Below are 23,805 nucleotides of genomic sequence, written 5' to 3'. Positions count from 1 at the left end.
CTGCTCTTTAAAATGCCAGTTGCGGGTTTGAAGTTTCTGAAAAGATTAGGGGGCAAATAATTGATTTTTTGGTTGGTGATGATAAACAATATATAACATGATTGCCGTCATTTAGGTTGTTTAAAGCTATACCGACTTTTACGGTTAGCAGATTAGCTAAACAATATTCCAAATGAAAACGATACTTATCATTAACGATAATACTCCTGAAGCAGAACATGCAGCGGTATTTGCGCTTATACTCGCCCAGCGCTTGAGTGCAAATATCATTCTTGCCAGCAATCCGGAGCCAAAGCATGATTCGCGTGATTACGAATGGGCAGGAAGTTCTCATGACGAAACCATTGCAGAACCAATCCATACCCCTTTGATGAAAAAGCTGCTCAGGAGAAAAAAACTGCATCCCGGCTTCAGTCCCCTGATTCAGGAGGTTGAGGTTGATATGCAAGGACTTTCTCTTCTTCCCTTAAGAAATGATATTTATATGGTCGTTAAGGGAATGGATGAGTTTCTTCCCCAGGCACTGCTTAATGTGAATTTAGCCATCAATAATTTGCTAAATCAGCTTCAGATTCCCTTACTGCTCGTTCCATCTTCATGGTCAGAAAACGAATTTACCCGACTGGTCTATCTGACCGATCTGCGTTTCTGCGGAATCGAAACCGTTAGGTGTCTGGCTGGACTTGCAGGATGCTGGAAAGCTAACTTGGTAATTGCACACAACTCCGCAAGCGGGCTTCCTGAAATTGAAATGAAAGAGGCGGAGAACATTTTTAACCAGGAAGTGAGCCTGAACGTAGGATACACAAAACTGTTCTTGAATATGCTGGACAAAAACGATGAACTGAACACCCTGGAAATTATGGTAAGTGGTACACAGGCCGATCTGTTGGTTATGGTTAACCAGCATTTTCATTTCAATACCCTAACCAAACAATATTTCAAAGACAAATGTGCACTCTATAAGCCTGTGCCATTGCTAATCTTTCCATCTTAATACTTTCAACTAAAATATTCTAAATATGAATGGCATAAACAGCACCTCCGCAGAGTATCGTCAATATCACGCCATAGCACGGCACTGGGCATCCGATGTAGATTTTTTTAAAATCGAAACCGTTTTTCTGCATCACCTTTTGGATGATTATTTTATCCGTCTTTCCGGCCCTAAATATGTTGAGGGTTTAAAAAGTATTGGCAAAAAACTCCTGCAGCTCGAAAAGGATAAGTATAGCACCGATATTCACCTGATAGAACATTTAAAAAACCTCGAGGGGCAGACCGAGGATCTGGTTTTTGCCCGTGGAGAATTTCTGGCAGACACACATGAGCAGATGGAAAAGGCGATGACACATCTAAATAAAACGTACAGAGACCTAAAGAAAGAGCTTTTCTTTTTGATTCAACAAGTTATAAAAGCACAACAGGATACCATATAGGATGTTAAAAAACAAGTTCAATTTAGTCTTTTTTATTTTAATGCATTAAGGTCAGTTCACAAATATGTAAGAAAATAAATGTTGGAGCAATCCAGTTCACTAGGCAAAGTAGAACAAATAAATATTAATCGAGCACACTTAAATAAACTAAATATGAAAACTATATTGAGGTCTATTCACTATTTAATAAGCCATAAAACAACCTTCATCATTTGGATGATCTGCCTGCTATTGCACATTTCTTTTAATTTGATGGCACAGAATCCCACAATTACTTTTAACAAGGAGGGAGAGAAACTCAATAGCTTTATTTCTGAACAAACAAAAGCACAGCTTTTAGCCTGTAAAAGCATTTTAAATTATCCAAAATCTGTAGAACGCTTTTACAGAGATAAAGGCTATAAATTGCCCTGGGTGGAGAAAGGAAATCATAGCAGGCAGGTTGCTCCAGCTATGATGATATTAGACTGCGTTGCTCAATTTGGGCTAAATCGCGATGATTTTCATAGCAGCGAACTTGTTTATCAGCAGGTTCATGTGCTTTCCGAGCAACCCGACATGCTTGGTGGAGCACAGCGTGCTATATTTGATGTACTGTTGACAGATGCAATGATTACCTTCATGAATCACCTCCATTATGGGAAATTCAATGCCGAGTTAACCCCAGTAAAAATAGATGAAGGGGAATATGGCGATTTCAACGCTGTGCTTGCTTTATCAAAGTTGATGGAAAGTAACGATTTTTATAATGAAATTGCCAGAGTTCAGCCTTCATCAAAAGAATACACTGACCTTCAGAAATATCTGCATTTGGTTCGTGGACAGTATCTGGAGGACAGTTATGAATTTCCTGAAAAAAGTGTACGCAAAATGACCATTAACATGGAGCGATTGCGTTGGCTTTCAGCCAGTCAAAATCCTGGTCTGCTCATCAATATCCCTGCCTATTCTGCAAAACTGAAATTAAATGATTCTGTGTATGTTTTCAAAGTTATCGTCGGGCAACCCTCTTCACCAACGCCACTTATAGAAAGTCGGCTTACAAGTTTAACCTCCATTCCGGATATCAAAATGCCGGCTAAAATATTCATTGGTGAGCTTTTACCTAATGCCATAAATGATGCGAGTTATCTGGCTGACAACCATTATGCCATTTACGATATAAGGGGTAAGATGATAGATATAACAGGCAGGAAACTCCTACAGATAAAAGCGCAGCCCCAACTTTATATTGCCAAACAATCTTTGGCTTGCGGTAATGCTATGGGTAAAATCGCCTTCCATTTTGCTAATAATTCTAATATCTATCTTCATGATACGCCTCGACCAAAATGGATGCTCCTCTCCAATAGAGCTGTAAGTACTGGCTGTATCCAGATTGAAAAGGCAGAAAAGCTTGCCGGACTGATATTTACACAGGATGGATCATCAGCAAAAATAGCTTTAATGCATGCTGCCATTGTAAATGATAAGACCATTGATTTTAAGTTTAACAAATCTCTTTCCATCAAGATAACCTATTTAACTTGTGAAATGATTGATAGCCGCTTAATTATTTATCCCGATATTTACACGCAGGATAGAGCGCTAGAGATGGCGATGTACGGTTATGAAAGATTATTAGCATCTGATAAGAAAATCAACTCAAGGCGAGAAGTTTTTAAATGAACCCCTATATAGAACCCTCTTCAGCAGTCCATTCCGCGCTAAAGTTTCCAAGGCGCTGATGATACATTTCATTTCCATCATGCTGAGTAAATTCAATGTTGAGCTGGCGGTTCTCTAGCCCAAGTACTTCATTGCACATATCAATAAGTGCCTTGCAAAGCTCAGTTCTGATATTTGCATCTCTACCTTTTCGGATATCACACATCATAATTGCTGCTGGCATTGGCTCCCCATCACCACAGCGCCAGATAGAGCCTTCTCCCAGTTCACGGATGCTTACTGTAATACGGTTTTGATCTGATTTCATAATCCTTGAATAGGTTTCCCCGATTCTTTTGGCCAATAATTTTTTAGTAGCATACGGGTAGTTCCTGATGACTTCGAGTTGAAGATAAGGCATGATTTTATTGTTTAATATTGATACACCTGAATTGGTTTATCTGATTTACAAGGTAGGCGTATTTGTATATGATTTCTACTGATTTACGTCACCTTTCGACTTGATTGCGGTCATGGCTCAGTTACCTAACCTTCTGCACCTTTACGGCATATCCTAAACAAAGCAATATGTCTATTTTAAAAGAAATAAATCATACAGACCTTTCCGAATCAAGAACCGAACACGATAGCATGGGTGATGTCCAAGTGCCTATTAATAGCTACTGGGGAGCACAGACTGAACGCTCAAGAAACAACTTTAAGATCGGCCCAAAGGCATCAATGCCCGAAGAGATTATTGAGGCTTTCGGCTTCCTGAAGAAGGCAGCCGCTTTCGCAAATAAAGATCTGAATGTTCTAACTGCAGATAAAAGAGATCTGATTGCAAAGGTATGTGATGAAATTATAGAGGGAAAACTTTTCGCTGAATTCCCGCTCGTAATCTGGCAAACTGGATCAGGAACGCAGTCGAACATGAATGCAAACGAAGTGATCTCCAACCGTATCCATGTGCTGCAGGGTAATGAGATGGGTGAGGGTAAACTGTATGTTCACCCAAATGATGATGTAAACAAATCGCAGTCTTCAAACGATACTTTTCCAACAGCGATGCATATAGCGGCCTACAAGATATTAATTGATGTAACGATTCCCGGAATTGAAAAACTCAGGGATACTTTAAGGGTAAAATCAGAAACCTTTAAAAACGTGGTTAAGATTGGCCGCACCCATTTAATGGATGCAACGCCCTTAACACTTGGACAGGAAATATCCGGTTATGTTTCACAACTGGACCATGGATTAAAAGCTTTGCGACACACTTTGGATCACCTTTCTGAACTGGCTCTCGGCGGAACAGCTGTTGGTACTGGAATGAATACGCCAGAAGGCTATGACCTTGCCGTTGCAAAATACATTGCGGATTTTACCGGGTTACCTTTTCGGACAGCTGACAATAAATTTGAGGCGCTATCTGCTCATGATGCCCTAGTGGAAAGTCACGGTGCATTAAAACAGATAGCAGTTTCGCTAATGCATATTGCAAATAATATCCGCATGCTGGCCTCTGGGCCGAGATGTAGCATAGGTGAGCTTCACTTGCCAGAGAATGAACCAGGTTCTTCCATCATGCCCGGAAAAGTCAATCCTACCCAGAATGAAGCAGTAACAATGGTTGCCGCTCAGGTTATGGGTAATGATGTTGCCATTACCGTTGCTGGTTCTAACGGGCAGTTTCAGCTTAATGTATTTAAGCCAGTAATGGCTGCTAATTTTCTTCAATCCGCTAGGTTGATTGGCGATGCATGCTGTTCATTCAACGAACATTGCGCATTAGGTATTGAGCCTAATTATGATGGTATCAAAAAACACTTGGAATCTTCACTTATGCTTGTAACCGCACTGAATCCCCACATTGGTTATGATAATTCTGCAAAGATTGCAAAAGCTGCATTGAAAGATAACAAATCATTAAGGGAATCTGCAATAGGTCTTGGACTGGTTACCGATGAACAATTTAGTGAATGGGTTCGTCCTGAAGATATGATTGGAACTATCAAATAGTAGTTTTTATTTAAAGAATTATTAAAACAAAATACCCAAATCGTGAAACACTTTTACATACTTATTATAATCTTTATGGCTAGCCTATTTGTAGCCAAGGCGCAACAAAAGGACCGGACAAGACTGAGCGATACCCTTAAAAACTATTCTGCTTACAAGAGAAAGCTAGCATTTGCAGGAGTGCTGCAGACCAGGTATGTAATTGCTCTGAATGAGAATGCTGACATCAATGGTAAGAACTTCGATCCAGGAAGCTCAAAAGCAATATCAAATACTTTTCTGGTAAAACGGGCTAGGGTGATGGTGAAAGGGGATATCAATGATCATTTTTCAGCGAACATCCTGGCGAACCTGGCTGAGTTTAACAGCGATCCGACCAACAAAGTACTTGAAAACGCCTACATTAAATATTCCCTCAATGAATATTTTCATATTCAGGCAGGGCAGTTTCGTCCATTTTTCGGGATAGAGGATGCGATGGCAGTCGACATTATCCGTACCCTTGATTTTTCCAACCAGTACTATGCCTTTGGGAAAAACGGATGGCAGAGTTTTCAAACCGGAATTTCTGTGCTGGGTAATGTTATTCCGGGAGGCAAAGTACGCTATTTTGCAGGTGCTTATAACGGAAATAACAAGAACCAGTCTTCAGATGACAACAATACCAAAAATCTTTATGGAAGGCTGGAAGCTGATTTTTTAAAGGATTTTACCATTGGCATCAATGCTGGTTCAGGCAGTATGGCATCTAGTAGTATAGGAAAGGCTTATGGCGCTGATGCAACGGCTAAGGTTCCATTATCAAAAAAATTCGACCTGCTTTTAATGGCTGAATATAAAACAGGTGCAAATTTTTTAGCCTATAACGCTGATAAACAGATCATCCGTCCGGATATAAGCTTATACCAAATGCAGGGGTTTTATTTTTTCCCAACACTTCGCTATAATCACGAAAGCCGAAGGCTTAGGGCGGTAGAGTTCTCCTGCAGGTATGAATATTTTGATGAAAACTACAAACTGGCTAGTAATCCCCGCCAGACCCTTATTCCCAATATTTCTCTAATTTTTGCCGATGATTTTTATGCCGCCGTTCAGGTTGGAGTAGCGATAGACAGATTTAAAAATCAGGTACCCTTAAGCACGACTTACGACCATAGCTTAGGATATGTCCAGTTACAAATACGCTTTTAAAACAATATTATGAAAGAGATCAATTTTAAATCGCTTATCATCACCCTTGTGGTTGGTGTGGCCATCTGGTTTATTCCTGTACCCGATGGGGTAAAGCCCAACGCCTGGCATTTGCTTGCTATTTTTGTGGCAACGATTGTCGGTATTATTTCCAAAGCTGCAACTATGGGTACCATGGCAATCATTGGTATCACTCTTTGTGCCACTACGCAAGTTTTAGCACCAGGAGATCCTACCAAATCAATACTAAATGCATTAAGTGGTTTTGGTAACTCAACCATTTGGCTTATCGGATTAGCCTTTTTTATTGCAAGAGGGTTTATCAAAACCGGCCTTGGAACAAGGATTGCCTATAGTTTCATCAAAATTTTTGGTAAAAGTCCTTTGGGCTTAGCTTATGGACTTAACACTGCAGATCTAATATTAGCTCCTGCAATTCCAAGTAATACCGCAAGAGCAGGAGGAGTAATCTTTCCCATCATGAAGTCCATTGCTGTGAACATGGGATCTGTCCCTGAAAAGGCAGAAACGCATAGAAAAATTGGTGCCTTTTTAACGCTAAGTAGCTACAATGCGAATATGATTACATCGGTTATGTTTCTTACCGCAACAGCTAGTAATCCTATGGCGCAAAAATTTGCCAGAGATTTAGGTGTAACCATAACATGGGGAAGCTGGGCGATTGCTGCACTCGTTCCGGGTTTAGTTTGCTTCTTGCTTGTTCCGATATTTCTTTATAAGGTATTTCCGCCTGAACTAAAGGAGACTAAGGAAGCACCCGCCATTGCAGCTAAACAATTAAAGGAAATGGGTCCAATGACTGTTAAGGAATGGCTTATGGTTGCAACATTTTTCATTCTGCTCGTGCTTTGGATTTTTGGCAACCTATTTTCTATTGATGCAACTACAGGTGCACTAATCGGCCTTTGTATCCTCCTTTTATGCGGCGTATTGACCTGGGAAGATGTTAAATCAGAAAAAGGTGCATGGGATACAATTGTTTGGTTTTCATCATTGGTGATGATGGGGTCATTCCTAAATTCATTAGGTTTTATCGGTTGGTTTGGTCATCTGATAGGTGGTCAAATGGCGCATTTAAGCTGGCAATTGGCTTTTCCGGTAATTATACTCGTTTATTCTTATTGCCATTACATGTTTGCAAGTGCAACAGCGCAGGTAGCGGCGATGTACTCTGTCTTTTTGGCTGTTGGTATTGCAGTTGGTGTTCCCGGAACAATGCTTGCCATTTTCCTGGGTGCCTGCGCTTCATTGATGGGGTCTTTAACGCATTACGGACACGGTCCGGCGCCGATATTTTTTGGAAGCACCTATGTCGATTTAAAGGACTGGTGGAAACAAGGCTTCTTTATGAGCGTACTTTTCTTGCTCATTTGGTTTCTGGTAGGCGGCTTATGGTGGAAAGTCATCGGACTTTGGTAAGAAACTTAAATGTTCATCTATTTAAATTTATAATATGAAACAAACTACTTTAACATATAAACTAGTGATGGCCGCAACGGGGCTTTTCCTCTGCTTCTTTCTGGTGATTCATCTGCTGGGAAACCTGCAGCTCTTGTTGCCTGAATCTGAAGCGCGGGAACAGTTCAATTGGTATTCCCACCTGCTTTCGGGAAATATCCTAATCAAAATAATCTCTTATGTTCTTTATCTATCGCTAATCGGACATGCCTTTTATGCACTAGTCATCACCAAAAAAAATATAAAAGCGAATGGCAGTAGTTATGTTTATGATAAGCGCAGTCAGGTTAGTTCATGGAACAGCAGGAACATGGGCATACTTGGAACGATCATCCTGATTTTTCTAATTATCCATTTTAAGGATTACTGGTATGAGTATAAATTTGGAAGTCTTCCACTTGATGCAAAAGGGAATAAAGATCTTTATTCAATTGTGATCAGTTCATTTCAGCAAGGCTGGTACATAATCATTTATGAGCTTTCTTTTTTAGCACTCGGATTCCATCTTTTGCATGGCTTTTTCAGCGCATCAAGAACGCTTGGACTTTATCATCCTAAATACGCCAGGGTTGTTCGGTTCTTCGGGTGGGTTTATTCCATATTGATCACTTTAGGCTTCATGCTGATACCCATTTATATTTATTTTAATCTCAACGCATTATGATAGACGCTAAAATTCCTGTCGGCCAACTTGCCGATAAATGGAAGAACTATAAAGATAACTCAAAGCTCATAAATCCAGCCAATCGTAAAAAATTGGATATTATTGTCGTGGGTACGGGACTTGCAGGCTCATCATGTGCTGCAACGTTGGCAGAACAGGGCTATAATGTTAAGTCTTTTTGTTTTCAGGATTCTGCCCGTAGAGCTCATTCAGTTGCAGCACAAGGAGGAGTAAATGCCGCGAAGAACTATAAAAATGATGGAGACAGTGTTTACCGTATGTTTTATGATACCATAAAAGGAGGAGATTTTCGCTCTCGGGAAGCTAACGTTTATCGATTGGCAGAATGCTCATTATCACTTATTGATCAGGCTGTAGCACAAGGTGTTCCATTTGCAAGAGAATATGGAGGATATTTAAATAATCGATCTTTTGGCGGTGTGCAGGTTTCACGTACATTTTATGCTCGTGGTCAAACCGGGCAACAGCTTATGATGGGTGCCTATCAGGCTTTAATGCGACAAGTTTCGGAAGGTAAAGTGCAAACTTATACACGCCATGAAATGCTTGATCTTGTTTTAGTAGATGGAAAAGCCAGGGGAATTATTGCCCGTAACCTGGAGACAGGAGAAATAGAGCGATATGCTGCAAATGCGGTTGTACTTGCCACAGGTGGCTATGGAAAGGTTTACTACCTATCTACACTGGCCATGGGCTGTAATAGTTCAGCGATCTGGAGGGCGCATAAAAAGGGCGCTTATATGTCGGGAGTAAGCTGGATCCAGTTTCATCCAACTTGTTTGCCACAGATTGGCGAAACCCAGTCCAAACTCACCTTAATGTCCGAATCGCTCCGCAATGATGGAAGGATTTGGGTGCCAAAAAAAGCAGGCGATGAGCGGATACCAAACAATATACCTGAAGAGGAAAGAGATTATTACCTGGAAAGACGTTACCCAACTTTCGGAAATCTTTCCCCAAGGGATATTTCCTCAAGGGCTGCAAAAGAAAGGATTGATGCAGGTTGTGGTGTTGGGCCAATGAAAAATGCAGTCTGCCTTGATTTTTCAAAAGCAATTAAGGAGCAGGGAAGAGACAAGATAGAGGAGAAGTATGGAAACCTGTTTCGAATGTACGATAAGATAAATGGCGTTGATGCCTATAAGGAGCCAATGTTGATTTCTCCTGCTGCTCACTTTACAATGGGTGGACTCTGGGTAGATTATGATCTGATGACAACTATTCCAGGGCTTTTTGCTTTAGGTGAAGCTAACTTCTCAGATCACGGCGCCAACAGACTGGGTGCGAATTCACTGCTTCAGTCCTGCGTAGATGGTTATTTCATTGCACCATATACTATTCCAAATTATCTTTCTGGTGAACTTAAAGCGGAAAAGGTAACAACAGATCATTCAGCTTTTGAAGAAGCGGAAAATACAGTCAGGGAACAGCTAAGTAGATTTTTAAGCCTTAAAGGACATCTTTCAGCAGATCATTTTCATAAAACCCTAGGCAAGTTGCTTTACGATAAATGCGGCCTATCCAGAACTGAGGAAAGCTTAAAACAGGCGATATTGGATATCAAAGCACTAAAAAAATCATTTGATCAAGAACTGAAAATTACCGGGGATGACCAGGTGAATTCAGAGCTCGAAAAAGCGGGACGGGTTTCTGATTTTTTAGAACTGGGCGAGTTGATGTGTTATGATGCCCTGCAACGTGAAGAATCATGCGGAGCACATTTTAGGGAAGAATATCAAACACCTGATGGTGAAGCAGTTCGTAATGACAAGGACTTTTGCTTTGTATCGGCTTGGGAATGGAAAGGTGAAGCTGAAGAGCCCGAATTACATAAAGAGCCATTGGTTTTTGAGTCCGTAAAGCTTACTGTTAGAAGTTACAAATAATTAATTATTAAAGAATTTATTATGAAATTATATCTGAAAGTCTGGCGTCAGGAAAATAGAGAAGCAAAAGGGGATATGGTCAGCTATGATGTTGATGGTATTTCCGTGCATATGTCTTTTTTAGAAATGCTTGATTTATTAAATGAGCGGCTAATACAAAAAGGGGAGCGGGTTATTGAATTTGACCATGATTGTAGAGAGGGCATTTGCGGTGCATGCGGCATGATGATTAACGGGAGGGCACATGGTCCATTGACAGGAACAACAACCTGCCAACTGCATATGAGAAGTTTTAAAGATGGAGAAACTGTCTATATTGAGCCTTTCCGGGCTGCTGCTTTTCCAGTTTTAAGAGATTTGAAAATAGATCGATCTGCTTTTGATCATATTATACAGTCGGGAGGCTATATTTCAGCATCAACCGGACAGGCACCAGAATCTAACAGCATTCCAATTGCGCATGAAGTTACAGAAGCGGCTTTTGATGCTGCAGCTTGTATTGGGTGTGGAGCCTGTGTGGCCACATGTAAAAATTCGAGTGCTGCCCTTTTTACTTCAGCAAAGGTATCTCATCTTGTGCTTTTGCCCCAAGGAAAGCTGGAGGCAGCTAATAGGGTTATCAAAATGGTCAATCAAATGGATGCAGAAGGTTTTGGACATTGTTCTAACACAGAAGCATGCGAGGTAGAATGCCCACAGGAGATATCTGTGTTACACATCGGACGTATGAATTATCAGTATAATAAGGCTTTAGTTTTAAGAAAATAATGACATAATATGATTACTGCTGCTTTCATTATATTACTTATTTTAGTGCTATTTGGTGTGTTAATATTACTTTCTAATTTGCGCTTTAAGAGGCAGGTTAAAAGCCTTTTTTCCCTTGTTGATAAATCTGCTCCAAAGGTCTTTAGCATCGCAGAGGTCTCTAGTCTTCCCTTGCCTGTTGAGAAATATTTCAGGCTGGTACTAAAGGAAGGTCAAGCCTACCCTATAAGTACCCGATTAAAACATGGAGGTTACTTTAAAATGGCTTTAAATAAACCTTGGATACCGATACTTGGTGAGCAATATTTTACTTCAATTCCAGCTGGTTTTATCTGGAAAGGCAATACAAGTCTATTCAGCGCAAGGGATATGTATATCGGAACTAAGGGGAAATTAGAAGTTTTTCTATTTTCTGCACTGAAGATCGTAAATAGTAGTGGCAAAAAATTAAATCAAGGTGAATTGCTGCGGTGGTTGTCAGAAAGTGTATGGTTTCCTACAAATTTACTGCCAGATAAAAATAAGCGATGGTACGCTATCGACTCAAAAAATGCAAGGCTTAAGATGGAAGTGGAAGGATTAGTTTTAAACTACCTTGTCTCTTTTAATGAAAAGGGTGAGATTGAAACATTGGCAACCAAAAGATATATGGAAGAAACGCTGGAAACATGGATTATTAATCTTTCCAGTTATCACGAAATCAATAATATCAATATCCCCACTCTGGCAGAGGCCTGCTGGAAACTTAACGGAATAGTGCATCCTTATGCAAAATTCGAGCTCAGGAAGATAGAATACAATAAAAACTTTCGCTTTTAAGAAGAAAAGTACAGCCAATTATGCTAAGACATTTTGGAGTTAAAAGAACTTATGCACACAATCTGAAAGTGGCCGTGCTGCTAAGCTTAACCGCAGGTTTTGTAAACGCAGCAGGGTTTTTGGGGTTTTCTGCACTTACAACAAATGTTACCGGGCATGCTGCTCTTTTTGCTGAAGGCATTGCCAGACAAGATTGGGCGATGGCCAGATTGATAGCTATGTGGATGATGCTTTTTTTGGCAGGAGCTTTTACCAGCAGTTTAATTGTAACTAAGATTGGCCATAACGAACGTTTTTCATTTGCAATTCCTATTATTATTGAAATTGTAATTCTGCTATTTTGTGTTGTTTCTGCCTCCATGAAGGATTTTGGCTTTTCAAGTAATTTTTTTGCTGGAAGTCTCTTATTTGCAATGGGTATGCAGAACGCATTGGTATCAGTAATTTCTGGTTCTGTAGTTAGAACCACCCACCTCACCGGAACATTTACCGATCTGGGTATAGAACTGGCTCAATTAAGAACAGATAATTATAATTCACAGGAGGATTTACTTTCCAGAATTAAACTACGGGTTTCTATAATCCTTTTCTTTATGTTGGGCGCTTTATCGGGTGCATATCTTTATACCTGCATTAGCTTCCACTCTTTTTTGATACCCGTATTAATACTATGCTTCATCTTATTATATGATGTATTTCGGCTAAATATTAAAAGGTATTATTCCAATGTCAGGTACAATAGAAAGGATAAACACAGCAGAATTGCAGATAATATAGAACCTTAGGTGAATGTTTTTAGACTGATTTAATATTCTATTTTTCAAATTACTTATCCGTAATTGATAAAAATTAGGATAATTAACATATATTTTGAGAATATCCTTAAAACAAAAAACGCTTTAAACATATAGTTTAAAGCGTTTTGATGTATTTTGATTATACATTGGCGGAGAGTGGGGGATTCGAACCCGCGGACCCTTTAACAAGTCAACAGTTTTCAAGACTGCCGCAATCGACCACTCTGCCAACTCTCCGCGACAAAAGTACAAATCCGATTTAATTCTACAAATAGTGATTGAGTTTTTTTTATAAAAAGTTGATAATTACTTAACACAGAGATAGAAAAAATTATTTCTTTGCGATATTCTCATCAATTTCGGCTGTTTCCTTGAACAAATTGAAAGTTGGACGGATGATTTTAACGCTTCTTTTGCTTACATCAACGCTTGCATTCAGCTCAAATCCGATTAATAATATTAAAGAATTTAAATAAAGCCATATCATAACAACAATTAAAGTACCTATAGAGCCGTAAACTTTGTTGTAAGAACCGAAATTATTAATGTAAAACGAGAAGCCCCAAATAGTTAAAAAAGCCAAAATTGTTGCAAGCCATGAACCGGCACTAAAAAGCTTCCATTTTTTTGCATGTGATGGGCCGTAACGATATAAAATCGATATGGTAATAAAATATAATACAGTTAAAAGTGTCCATCGCGTAAATTGTATGGCATATACGGCTAAACTATCTTTTATATGAAGTTCTGTTTTAATATAGTTTAGCAATAATTCTCCAATTGCCATCGCACTAATGCATAACACAACGGATAGAAATATAATCATTGTTAAAATCAGCGCTATTAAACGCTGTTTTAGCCAGCTTCTGGTTTCGATGATTAATGATGCCTTGTTAAAAGCTTTCATTAAATTTTTAACACCATTTGTTGCAAAGAATATTGCTGATAAAAAACCAAAGGAAAGCAAACCTTTATTCTGATTTTTAACAATGTCTTTTAAGGTTGTTTCAAAGGCTTCGAAAGCATTATGTGGAAGTATAAGTTCAATTAAACTTAATAACTTATCCTGAAAGCCTGAAATTGGAATAAAAGGTATTAATGTAAACAGGAAGATGATGCTGGGGAAAACAGCAAGCATAAAACTGTAAGCAAGTGAAGAGGATTTATTAACCAATGATTCTTTACCTATCTCTTTAAAAAAAAAGGTAGCAACTGTATAAAGTGGAAGTGGACTAAATCCTGGTAATACGCAATGTTTAGTCCATTCAATAAAATTTGAATAGATTTTAAGATGTAATAATTGCTTATGCAGCCATTCCATTATAATTATTAATTAAAAAAAACCGATAACTTCTCCATAAAATTTTCTGGTGGATTTGTTGGCTTATTCTTTTTCATATCAACAAAAACAAGTGTTGTGGCACCAAGATTTATAAGTTCATTCTTTTCGTTATACAATTCATATTCAAAAAAAATACGAATGCCTGGCAAAGTTTTAATAATGGTTTTTACCATAATTTCTTGGTCATAAAACGCAGGCTTAATGTACTTGCACCTTAATTCTAAAACAGGCATCATAATTCCCTCGGCTTCCATAGAGCTATAACTCATGCCCAGGCTTCGCAACATTTCTACGCGTCCAACTTCATAATATTGGGCATAGTTACCATAGTACATGTATCCCATTTGGTCGGTTTCGCCGTAGCGAACCCTTATTTTTGTAGAATGGCTATACATTACTTAAAAATGTTCCGTTTGTTTAAAGCTTCACGATATTTTTTGGCATTAATTTCATGCTGTTCTTTGGTAACTGCAAAATTATGGTATCCCGAAAAATCTTCTTTAGCACACATGTAGATATAATCGTTTTTATCGCGATTTAAAACCGCATCAATTGCATTAATACTTGGCATGATAATAGGTCCTGGTGGCAATCCAGCATACTTGTAGGTATTATATAAGGATTGCACTTGCAAAAGTTTATTGGTTACTCGTTTAACAGTAAAATCATTATTTGCGAAAATTACTGTAGGGTCTGCTTGCAATAAAACACCTTTGTTTAACCTATTAAGATATAAGCCTGCAATAATTGGCATTTCTTTATCGTAAAGTGCCTCAGCATCTACAATTGATGCTAGAGTATAAACTTGTGCAGGACTTAGGTTTAAGCTCGCAGCCTTTTGTTTACGACCTGCATTCCAGAATTTTTCATATTCGTTATGCATTCTATCAAAAAAATCTGTTGGCGAAACATTCCAGTACATTTCATAAGTGTTGGGGATAAACATGGCATAAACGTTATCCTGATTAAATCCATATTTGCTTATTAAAGGAGTAGAATCTAGAATACTTATGAAACTAATGGAATCGGCTTCTAAGTTGCTTGCCAGGTAAGCAGCAAAGTTTTCTTTTTTGCGTATGTTTTGAAACTTCAGTTTTACAGGTTCCTGATTGCCTGCTTTTATCATATTAATTAAAATACGATTCGTCATTCCTTTTTTCAAAAGATAACGACCAGGCTTAACGTTAGCGGGTAAATTCATTTTTTCTGCCGCAGTAGCAAAAGAAGAAATACTTTTAATAATTTCTTTATTTTTTAAATTATCTACTAAAGCATCATAATTAGCACCGGTTTTTATGTATAAATATTTTTGATTCTCGGTAACATTAGGGGCAAAGTAAACCTTATAAAAGTTTAATCCAAAATATCCGCCAATTAGAATAATTAAAGCAGCCATAATTAAAGCGGCTTTTTTTCCGTTACTCATTTTATTTTTTTCTACTTCAGTCATTATTGTAATGTGCGTATTTTATAGTTGCTTGTTAGATAGGGTAACATTAATTTTTGTACCAATGGTAACTTTAGTTAGTGAATCTGCCGGCATTGGGTCTTGCTTTGTAATTACAGCATTTGCAGTATCAGTAATTGCGCCTTCGAACATAATGTTACCTAAAGTTAATGCAGAACCTTTTAAGCTAAACTTTGCTTCATCAATTGTTAAACCAATTAATTGCGGAATATCTACATCTTGATTTCCCCGACCGTCGCCTAAAACCAAATTAATTCTGGAACCAACAGGAATGGTTTGCCCAACTTGAATTGGCTGACCACCAAAGCTTGCTTCCAAAACAACATCGCGGCTAACATCGGCTTTGTATGTGGTATCACCAAGCTTAAGTCGGGAACTTTCTATAATCGCCTGGGCTTCTCTTAAAGTTTTAAAAGCAATATCAGGAAATTTCGTGTTCGGTATTTTACCTGCATTTATGGTCAAATAAATCGTTCTGTTATCTTTAACAAAAGTATTGGGATCAGGATCCTGATCGATAACTATTCCTGCGGGTTGATCTAAAATGAAAACAGAATCTACTTCATATTTAAGTCCTGCTTCTTCAAGTTTTACAACCGCATCATCAAAAGAAAGTCCCTTAACCATAGGTACATTCAATCCTTCGCCATGTTTAGTGTAAAAACGCAAACTAAAAAATGCGATGAGTAGTAGCACAAATACCGTTAAAATGGCGGCTATTATGGTCTTTCTAAATGATTTGGTTTTTAAATAATCTATAAATTTAGACATGAATCTTAAATTCTGGGGTTAATGCTGCAAACTCAAATGTAGTTATTTTCATAATTGAATAAGCGATTTTTGAATTATTGAATTCTCTGCTTTAAGCAAATACAATACCATCAATTAATAATTCTCTAATTCAAAATTAAATATTGCTCAAAGATATTTATATTTTTGAGCAATATTTACATTCAATTTCTATTTTAAAATAAAGGAATTTTCACATGAAAAAAACGATTGCATTGTTAACTGGCGGTACCACAGGCGAATGGGTTATTTCAGTAAAAAGCGCTGCAACAATTGCTCAAAATATTGATACTGATTTGTATGATGTTTATAAAATTATGCTTAACGATAAGGGTTGGTTTTACGAACCCGCTGATTCTGTTAAAATAGAAATTGATAAAAATGATTTTTCACTAAACTTTGATGGTCGTAAAATAAAATTTGATGGTGTTTTTATAGCTATCCATGGCTCTCCTGGCGAAGATGGCAAACTGCAAGGTTATTTTGATATTCTCAACATTCCCTACACTACTTGTGATGCTTTGACCTCATCCATAACCATGAATAAAGGATATACCAAAGCAATTGTCGAGGGAATTGATAATTTGTACACCGCAAAATCTATCCAGATATTTAAGAACGGGAATTATAATACGAGTCAGATTAAGCAAGATTTAAGATTGCCATATTTCGTTAAGCCTAACAGTGGAGGCAGTAGTATCGGAATGAGTAAAGTTAAACACGCTGATGATTTAGAAAGTGCAGTAGAAAAAGCTTTTAAAGAAGATACGCAGGTTTTGATTGAAGAATTTGTTAGTGGTAGAGAATTTTCTATTGGCGTTTACAGCGCTAAAGGTGAAGTTTCTGTTTTGCCAACCACCGAGGTTATTCCTGCTAATGAATTTTTTGATTTTGAAGCAAAGTATACACCAGGTGCTACAAAAGAAATTACACCAGGTGATATGAATAATGAAGAATACGCTAGGGTTCATCAAATCATTAAAGATGTTTACAAAAAACTAAACTGCAGAGGCGTTGTTCGTATAGATTATTTTTTGGAACACGAAACTGGTAAGTTCTATTTTATAGAGATAAATACTATACCCGGACAAACAGCTACGAGTTTTATTCCGCAACAGGTTGCTGCAATGGGTTTATCGCTGAAGGAGTTTTATACCCGTTTGATGAAAGAAACTTTAGGTTAATCAATTATTTCTATTAGGAATGCATGAAATATATATTCAAAAACTTTTAAATAAGGGTTATTCCTTTAAAAAAATCCTTAAAGATTCGATAATTTACGAGCCAGGTATGCAGCCAAGATTCGTTTACTTTATCAAAAGTGGTGAAGTAAGGATGGTAACGGTTAGCGAAGATGGTAAAGAATTTATTCAGGGCGTTTTTAAAGCCGGACAATATTTTGGTGAGCCTGCATTATTAACAAATCGACCCTATTTGGCCTATACAATTGCCAGTAAAAATTCGGAAATAATTCCTGTAGGAGGAAATGATTTTTTCAATCTTTTGAAAGATGATCCTGAATTTAGCATGAGTTTAATTAAAGTTTTAAGTAACAGGCTTTTTTATAAGTCAATGATGCTTGAAGAGTTGGCCAATGAAAAAGCTGAACATAGGCTGAAAACCATTATTAATTATTTGTTTTTAGATATTGCTAAAGGAGAAAGCTTAAAAGTTACCCGACAAAATTTAGCTGATATGACAGGTTTACGGGTAGAAACTGTAATAAGAGGCGTTAAATTACTTGCTAATAAGGGATTGATAATCATTAATAAAGGGAAGATTGTAAAGATTTAAAACATTTAGCAACCATTTAAATTTTATGCTGTTTAAACTTATGATTTAGGTCATAATTAATCAATCTTTCAAAGTTTAGCTTTGCATCAATAACTTTATATAATCATGGCAGAGCTTTCTAAATTTCAGGCTGTATTAAAATGTAAATGTCCACGTTGCCGCAAAGGCGACATTTTTACAGGCAGCGCCTACGCTTTCAGGCTTCAAAAAACAAATATAAATTGCCCGGTTTGTAATTTGAAGTTTGAAAGAGAACCAGGCTTTTTTTATGTAGCGATGTTTGTAAGTTATGCCATGAATGTTGCCGAAATTATCACAATTGGGGTTGCATCTTATGTATTAGGCTTAGCGCTGGTTTATGAGAACCTTTGGTATTATGTTGGATTGATACTATTTGGCGTTTTATTGCTTTCGCCAATAAATTATCGTTATTCCAGGGTTATTCTTTTACATTGGTTAACACCAGGCTTGGGTTATGTTCCGGGTAGCGGAGATAAAAAATAAAAAGTTTCGATTTTCATCAAGACTTAACATCATTTCTTCATCGGATGCTGGATGTATTCTGATAAGCCTGAAACCTTTCCGCCTTTCAATTTTATATCGTTAAAAAGATTAACGGTATCAGCTTTTCCAGTTTTTGTGGTAGAAATCTGACTATACCATAAACTTACCCATTCTTCACTTTTATCTTTATTGATAACCGATTCAGCATCTTCCATCTGAATTTTAAAGCCACTCATTTTATTAAATTCACTTTGTATTTGTTTTAAAAACTCAGCTTTTGTACCCTTAAATTGATAACCGTCTAAGTCGAACCATACGCTATCTGCCAAAACTTTACCCATGCTCGATGTATCTAAATTTTCGAATGTTTTGATTAATGTCATTGCAGTGATCAGATTTTTACTATCTGGATTCATGGCCCAGTTTTGAACTTTTTTAACTGCGTATGGATATTTTGTTGTGTCTGAAGTTGCAGAATCAGTTGTTTTTACTTCTTTATTTTGGCAAGCCGCAAAAAGTACAATTAGAGAAAATAGAATAGAGAGTTTTTTCATGATTTTTAGTTTTAGATCATTTGTTTAAATAAATATACTTAATCATCTGAAAACTAAATAATTAAATTGTTCATATTTCTTTTAAGGAATTGAGCCAGCTTAAAATTGAACTAAAATAGTATCTGATTTAAGGCAATGTTATGGTTTTTTGAAAATACCGAAGCAAATGTTAACTAAGAAAAGTATTTGACTTAAACCAAAAATTAGCCTAACCCAATTCAAGATATTTCCGAATGAATCAGCTGTAAGAATGAAAGTTCCAATTATCATAAGCATAATTCTTATATGTAGATAGCTTAATATAATTACGCATAAATAGCTGTTTAATATTTTATAAAATGCGCTGAAGATAAATAGGGACACAGATACCAATCTTAAAAACTGAACAAACTAATTAAATAATAGGTATCTGATAAGTTCACTTCAATTGTTTTTTTAGTAACGAAAAATGAAGCAACAAGAAATGATGTAGCGACTAAAACTAAAAAATTGTAAGGCTTAAAAGCAATTACCATTTTAAATTCTATCTATTATTTTAACCAAAGCTTTAACCTTTTCAACTGAAGTTACTTCGTATTTATATTCATCGTCAATAATACCCATTTTGGTTTCTGTATTGCGAAAAACCATTTTACTTAAAACAGATGCTTTTGCTGAAGCATGAAATTCCGTTGCACCAGTTTTATCAATAAGTTCCTGAATATTATTTTCGTTAATTCCTGCTCCTGGCATTATCGAAATTCTTCCATTTGCTTGTTTAATCAACTTTGCTAAAGTTTCTACACCTTCAATAGCTGAGTTTGCTCCTCCAGAAGAAAGTACTCGAACAATTCCCAAATCTATTAAATCTTCCAGTGCCTTTTCTATGTCGTTAGTCATATCAAATGCTCTATGGAATGCCACTGGTAGCGGTTTTGCCAATTCAACTAACCTTGCACAACGAGCTTTATCAATGCTTCCGTTAGATTGAAGTATTCCAATAACTATTCCATCACAAATTAATGATTTACAGATTTTTATGTCTTCTTTTATTAATTCAAATTCAATATCCGAATATAAAAAATCTCCTCCACGTGGACGAATAATTGGCCAAACTTCGATATTTAAATTTTTCTTAGCTAATGCAATCTGACCGTAACTTGGTGTAGTTCCACCTTCAGCTAAATTATCGCAAAACTCTACACGTTTAGCACCACCAATTTGAGCAGCTAGTGCAGATTCATATCCGTTTGCGCAGATTTCTAACCCCAAACTTCCTAAAGGTGAACTTAAATTTTCAGTGTGCATATTGTTTGATATTTAATCTTGTTCGTAATTCCCGCTTAAGGAGCTAGGGCAATTATTAACTTAAGCACCGTCGTTGTCAGTCTGAGCTTGTCGAAGATCATTTGATGAAAAAACAGAAAGATATCTATCCTTCACGTCGACTTCGCTCCGTGCAAGCTGGCTCAGGATGACAGTATTTTTATGTTTTTTGCTTAAGTTGATGACATTGTGGGCTTAATAATAACTCTTTCCTTTAATCAGCAAATCTTGCTTTTCTGCATTGCAAACTGCATAGCTAAAACCTTGCTGAATAGCATAAGCGCCATATTCGCCTTTTTTATTGATGGCTAAAAAGCCTACCTGAATATTTTTTGCAGTTTCTGGTTTCTTTTTAATAATACGCATAACTGCTTCCTTACAAGCGGCTTCTGGCGTATAACCTTGTCGCATAAGTTCAACAACTAAGAAAGAACCTACATTCCGAACTACTTCTTCGCCAACACCTGTTGATGTTGCGCCACCAATTTCATTATCAACAAATAAACCTGCACCGATAATAGGGCTATCGCCAATTCTGCCATGAAGTTTATAAGCCATTCCGCTTGTTGTGCATGCGCCAGAAATATTTCCTTTAGCATCAATAGCTAACATACCAATCGTATCATGGTTATATTGATTGCCAGGCAGTTTTTGAGGTGCAGCCTTATCATAAAGCTTATTTTCAATATTCATAACAGGTTCGTATTTTGCTGTTTTAAGCCATTCTTTCCAAGCCTTTTCACTAGATGGTGTAAGTAAGTTTTCTTTTATAAAGCCTTGCTCTAAAGCAAATTGTAGAGCACCATCTCCAGCTAACATTACATGAGGCGTTTTTTCCATCACCTTTCGCGCAACAGAAATAGGATGTTTAATGTGTTCTAAACCTAAAACAGCACCACAATTTCCGTTTTCGTCCATTATGCAGGCATCCAAGGTTACTTTACCATCTCTGTCTGGCAAGCCACCATAGCCAACAGATTGGTTTGTTTCATCAGCCTCAGGAACCCAAACACCCTGCTCAACAGCATCTAAAGATCTTCCTCCTTTAGAAAGCACTTTCCAGGCATCAGCGTTTGCTGCAATACCGAAATCCCATGTAGAAATTACGATAGGAAAATTTGCAGCTTTGTTAGAGTGAACTGAAATAGCATCAGCCATGCTGGTTTTATCAATGGCTAATAATCCTGCAGAAAGGGCAGAGGCTTTTATAAATTTACGACGGTTAAACATCTGTTTGGTTAATTGTTTGAATTGGTTATCTGGTTAATTATACTTGATTATTAAGTCACTGGTTTGAAAATTTCTATTGAACAATTGTTTATTTATCTACAGATTATTCTATTTGAAACTTATCAGCATCTTTTAAAAAAGGAAACTGACGTCTTATTTTAACCAGTTCCTCATAGTTGATCGTTACTGTGTACATATCCTCGTCTTCGGGTTTATAATAAACAGTACTTCCGTAGGGGTCAATAACCATCGAATGACCACCATGGTATACCTGATTGCCATCATGTCCAACACGATTAACTGCTATCACGTAACTTTGGTTTTCAATTGCTCTTGCAGGAATTAAAGCACGCCAATGTGCAGAGCGTTTATCGGGCCAACTGGCAACTAAAAGTAAAATGTCGTACTCTTCGTTTACGTTGCGCAACCAAACCGGAAAACGTAAATCGTAACAAACAGCTAATCTTATTTTCCACCCTTTGAGTTCAACTATGAGTTTATCTTTTCCAGGACTAAAGTTTCTGTCTTCATCGCCTAAACCGAATAAATGGCGTTTATCATAATATTTATGGTCGCCATTTTGTTCCATCCAAACCAGGCGATTATAGTAATTTTCGTTATCTTTTATGATTAAACTTCCGGTAACTACACAATTATACTGGTGGGCCATTTTTTGCATCCATTGCATGGTTTTTCCACCCATTTCTTCGGCCAAAGTTTCCGAATTCATACTGAAACCACTGTTAAACATTTCCGGTAAAACAATTAAATCAGTTTTTTCACGAACGCCCATTGATAATCGGAGCGCCAGATTTAAAAGGTTTTTCTCTATGTTTTCCCAAAAAAGATATGCCTGAAAAATGGTGACTTTCAGGTTTTCTATTTGAGTGTAAACAGGTACTTCCATATATTTAAGTTTAAGGAATTATTAAACATTTTTTAATTTCTCTGCTGCTAGTTGAAGTGTTAAATTCTCCTTAGCAAAACAAAATCTTATAATTTTATGGTCGGTTGCTTTTTGATAAAATGCCGAAACAGGAATGGTTGCAACTCCAAATTCTTTTATCAGCCTCATACTGAAATCTGTATCTTTTTCATTGCTTATTTTACTATAACTCGCACATTGAAAATATGAGCCATTACAAGGTAGTAACTCAAATCGGCTCTCAGCTAAAAGCCCCCTAAAATAATTGCGTTTGTTCTCGAAGAAATTGGTTATTCCAGTATAATTGCTTGGTTCTTGAATGTAATCGGCAATAGCTTGTTGCATCGGACTATTAACGCTAAAAACATTAAATTGGTGTACTTTTCTAAATTCTTTGGTTAATTGTTCAGGGGCGAGGCAGTAACCTAACTTCCAACCTGTAGCATGCAAAAGCTTGCCAAACGATGCAATTATGAAACTTCTTTTTCTTAACTCAGGAAAAAGCATTACACTTTTATGTTCCTGTCCATCGTAAATTAAATGCTCGTAAACTTCATCACTTAAAATTAAAATGTCTGTTCCACTAATTAATTTAACCAGCGATTTCATATCATCTTCCGATAAAATGCTTCCTGTTGGGTTTTGTGGAGAATTTAAAATAATCATCCTCGTACTTGAGGTAAAAAGCTTTTTCACCATATCCCAATCGATGCTGTAATCGGGTGGGGCAAGTTCATAAGTTTTTACTAAGCCGCCTAAAAGTTTAATTGTAGGCGCATAACAATCGTATGCAGGCTCGAAAATAATCACTTCATCGCCAGGATTAATGATGGCAGTCAAAGCAGTGAAAATTGCCTGGGTTCCACCTGCTGTAACAGTGATTTCGGTATCGGGATTGTATTTTACACTGTAAAGATTTTTCACCTTTTCGGCAATTCTTTCCTTTAAGAAATTATTGCCAGGCATTGGTGCATATTGATTAAAACCATTATTCATGGCCTTATTTACCAGTTCAGTTAATTTTGGATCGCAAGGATAATCAGGAAAACCTTGAGATAAATTAATTGCATTATGTTCTGCAGCGAGTTTAGACATTACCGAAAAAATGGTAGTACTCACGCCAGGAAGTTTTGATTGTATATTCAACATGTTATAAGCGAA

Annotated in this window: 24 protein-coding genes and 1 tRNA gene; 14 read left to right on the top strand and 11 right to left on the bottom strand. The window is 37.2% G+C overall.

The window, feature by feature from the left end; all coding sequences use genetic code 11:
- Positions 1-172: 172 nt before the first annotated feature.
- From IEV50_RS11585 to IEV50_RS11575, 3 genes are all read left to right on the top strand, one after another.
- Positions 173-997, top strand: a complete 825-nt coding sequence (locus IEV50_RS11585; protein WP_188414342.1) for a hypothetical protein — start codon at positions 173-175, stop codon at positions 995-997.
- 25 nt (positions 998-1,022) lie between these two features.
- Entirely contained in the window at positions 1,023-1,439 is a 417-nt protein-coding gene (locus IEV50_RS11580) for a hypothetical protein (RefSeq protein ID WP_188414340.1), read from the top strand.
- A 153-nt stretch (positions 1,440-1,592) separates the two neighbouring features.
- Complete coding sequence (locus IEV50_RS11575) at positions 1,593-3,107, top strand: L,D-transpeptidase scaffold domain-containing protein (RefSeq protein WP_188414332.1); 1,515 nt, start codon at positions 1,593-1,595, stop codon at positions 3,105-3,107.
- A gap of 4 nt (positions 3,108-3,111) precedes the next feature.
- On the opposite strand, the gene IEV50_RS11570 is transcribed toward IEV50_RS11575, so the two are convergent.
- Positions 3,112-3,507, bottom strand: a complete 396-nt coding sequence (locus IEV50_RS11570) for a tautomerase family protein (RefSeq protein ID WP_188414323.1) — start codon at positions 3,505-3,507, stop codon at positions 3,112-3,114.
- Between the two features lie 167 nt (positions 3,508-3,674).
- Between IEV50_RS11570 and fumC the strand changes: the two genes are divergently transcribed.
- The 8 genes from fumC (at position 3,675) to IEV50_RS11530 (ending at position 12,721) form a co-directional block, all read left to right on the top strand.
- The gene (fumC, locus tag IEV50_RS11565) at positions 3,675-5,108 is read left to right on the top strand and encodes a class II fumarate hydratase (protein WP_188414439.1); all 1,434 of its coding nucleotides are present in this window, start codon (positions 3,675-3,677) and stop codon (positions 5,106-5,108) included.
- Positions 5,109-5,183: 75 nt separating this feature from the next.
- Entirely contained in the window at positions 5,184-6,299 is a 1,116-nt protein-coding gene (locus IEV50_RS11560) for a porin (RefSeq protein WP_188414321.1), read from the top strand.
- Positions 6,300-6,308: 9 nt separating this feature from the next.
- The gene (locus IEV50_RS11555) at positions 6,309-7,739 is read left to right on the top strand and encodes an anion permease (RefSeq protein ID WP_188414319.1); all 1,431 of its coding nucleotides are present in this window, start codon (positions 6,309-6,311) and stop codon (positions 7,737-7,739) included.
- A gap of 34 nt (positions 7,740-7,773) precedes the next feature.
- Positions 7,774-8,442, top strand: a complete 669-nt coding sequence (locus tag IEV50_RS11550) for a succinate dehydrogenase cytochrome b subunit (RefSeq protein ID WP_188414317.1) — start codon at positions 7,774-7,776, stop codon at positions 8,440-8,442.
- Positions 8,439-10,349: a fumarate reductase/succinate dehydrogenase flavoprotein subunit gene (locus IEV50_RS11545; protein WP_229746712.1), complete on the top strand. Its 1,911-nt coding sequence runs from the start codon at positions 8,439-8,441 to the stop codon at positions 10,347-10,349. The genes IEV50_RS11550 and IEV50_RS11545 overlap by 4 nt, the downstream gene beginning before the upstream one ends.
- A 21-nt stretch (positions 10,350-10,370) precedes the next feature.
- Positions 10,371-11,117 (top strand): succinate dehydrogenase/fumarate reductase iron-sulfur subunit, encoded by a 747-nt coding sequence (locus tag IEV50_RS11540; protein WP_188414315.1) that lies wholly within the window; start codon positions 10,371-10,373, stop codon positions 11,115-11,117.
- 9 nt (positions 11,118-11,126) lie between these two features.
- Positions 11,127-11,936: a DUF6544 family protein gene (locus IEV50_RS11535; RefSeq protein ID WP_188414313.1), complete on the top strand. Its 810-nt coding sequence runs from the start codon at positions 11,127-11,129 to the stop codon at positions 11,934-11,936.
- A 20-nt stretch (positions 11,937-11,956) separates the two neighbouring features.
- Complete coding sequence (locus IEV50_RS11530; protein WP_188414311.1) at positions 11,957-12,721, top strand: YoaK family protein; 765 nt, start codon at positions 11,957-11,959, stop codon at positions 12,719-12,721.
- A 159-nt stretch (positions 12,722-12,880) separates the two neighbouring features.
- On the opposite strand, the gene IEV50_RS11525 is transcribed toward IEV50_RS11530, so the two are convergent.
- From IEV50_RS11525 to IEV50_RS11505, 5 genes are all read right to left on the bottom strand, one after another.
- A tRNA-Ser gene (locus tag IEV50_RS11525) sits at positions 12,881-12,970 on the bottom strand.
- A gap of 94 nt (positions 12,971-13,064) precedes the next feature.
- Positions 13,065-14,054 carry a YihY/virulence factor BrkB family protein gene (locus IEV50_RS11520; protein WP_188414309.1) on the bottom strand — a complete coding sequence of 330 codons (990 nt, stop codon included), beginning with the start codon at positions 14,052-14,054 and terminating at the stop codon, positions 13,065-13,067.
- A gap of 8 nt (positions 14,055-14,062) precedes the next feature.
- Positions 14,063-14,470 carry an acyl-CoA thioesterase gene (locus IEV50_RS11515; protein ID WP_188414307.1) on the bottom strand — a complete coding sequence of 136 codons (408 nt, stop codon included), beginning with the start codon at positions 14,468-14,470 and terminating at the stop codon, positions 14,063-14,065.
- Positions 14,470-15,525, bottom strand: a complete 1,056-nt coding sequence (gene mltG, locus IEV50_RS11510) for an endolytic transglycosylase MltG (protein ID WP_188414305.1) — start codon at positions 15,523-15,525, stop codon at positions 14,470-14,472. Before mltG ends, IEV50_RS11515 begins: the two co-directional genes overlap by 1 nt.
- A gap of 18 nt (positions 15,526-15,543) precedes the next feature.
- Positions 15,544-16,314 (bottom strand): PASTA domain-containing protein, encoded by a 771-nt coding sequence (locus IEV50_RS11505; protein WP_188414303.1) that lies wholly within the window; start codon positions 16,312-16,314, stop codon positions 15,544-15,546.
- Between the two features lie 215 nt (positions 16,315-16,529).
- Here IEV50_RS11505 and IEV50_RS11500 point away from each other — a divergent pair, with 215 nt between their 5' ends.
- The 3 genes from IEV50_RS11500 to IEV50_RS11490 all read left to right on the top strand — a co-directional run bounded on the left by IEV50_RS11500 (position 16,530) and on the right by IEV50_RS11490 (position 18,630).
- Entirely contained in the window at positions 16,530-17,516 is a 987-nt protein-coding gene (locus IEV50_RS11500) for a D-alanine--D-alanine ligase (RefSeq protein ID WP_188414301.1), read from the top strand.
- A 19-nt stretch (positions 17,517-17,535) separates the two neighbouring features.
- Positions 17,536-18,126: a Crp/Fnr family transcriptional regulator gene (locus IEV50_RS11495; protein ID WP_229746711.1), complete on the top strand. Its 591-nt coding sequence runs from the start codon at positions 17,536-17,538 to the stop codon at positions 18,124-18,126.
- 105 nt (positions 18,127-18,231) lie between these two features.
- The gene (locus IEV50_RS11490; RefSeq protein ID WP_188414299.1) at positions 18,232-18,630 is read left to right on the top strand and encodes a DUF983 domain-containing protein; all 399 of its coding nucleotides are present in this window, start codon (positions 18,232-18,234) and stop codon (positions 18,628-18,630) included.
- Between the two features lie 29 nt (positions 18,631-18,659).
- Here IEV50_RS11490 and IEV50_RS11485 read toward each other — a convergent pair whose 3' ends face one another.
- The 5 genes from IEV50_RS11485 to IEV50_RS11465 all read right to left on the bottom strand — a co-directional run bounded on the left by IEV50_RS11485 (position 18,660) and on the right by IEV50_RS11465 (position 23,793).
- Positions 18,660-19,184, bottom strand: a complete 525-nt coding sequence (locus IEV50_RS11485; protein WP_188414297.1) for a hypothetical protein — start codon at positions 19,182-19,184, stop codon at positions 18,660-18,662.
- A gap of 516 nt (positions 19,185-19,700) precedes the next feature.
- Positions 19,701-20,471, bottom strand: coding sequence for a copper homeostasis protein CutC (locus tag IEV50_RS11480; protein WP_188414295.1), 771 nt, complete (start codon positions 20,469-20,471; stop codon positions 19,701-19,703).
- A gap of 213 nt (positions 20,472-20,684) precedes the next feature.
- The gene (locus IEV50_RS11475; RefSeq protein WP_188414293.1) at positions 20,685-21,719 is read right to left on the bottom strand and encodes a glycosylasparaginase; all 1,035 of its coding nucleotides are present in this window, start codon (positions 21,717-21,719) and stop codon (positions 20,685-20,687) included.
- A 103-nt stretch (positions 21,720-21,822) separates the two neighbouring features.
- On the bottom strand, positions 21,823-22,626 hold the full coding sequence (locus IEV50_RS11470) for a nitrilase family protein (RefSeq protein ID WP_188414290.1): 804 nt from the start codon (positions 22,624-22,626) through the stop codon (positions 21,823-21,825).
- Between the two features lie 21 nt (positions 22,627-22,647).
- Complete coding sequence (locus IEV50_RS11465; RefSeq protein ID WP_188414288.1) at positions 22,648-23,793, bottom strand: methionine aminotransferase; 1,146 nt, start codon at positions 23,791-23,793, stop codon at positions 22,648-22,650.
- Positions 23,794-23,805: the final 12 nt, after the last annotated feature.

It is taken from the genome of Pedobacter mendelii, from assembly GCF_014635725.1.
Classification (GTDB): Bacteria; Bacteroidota; Bacteroidia; order Sphingobacteriales; family Sphingobacteriaceae; genus Pedobacter; species Pedobacter mendelii.
Note: the sequence above shows the minus strand (reverse complement) of the source record. Positions and strands in the feature narration are given on the sequence as shown.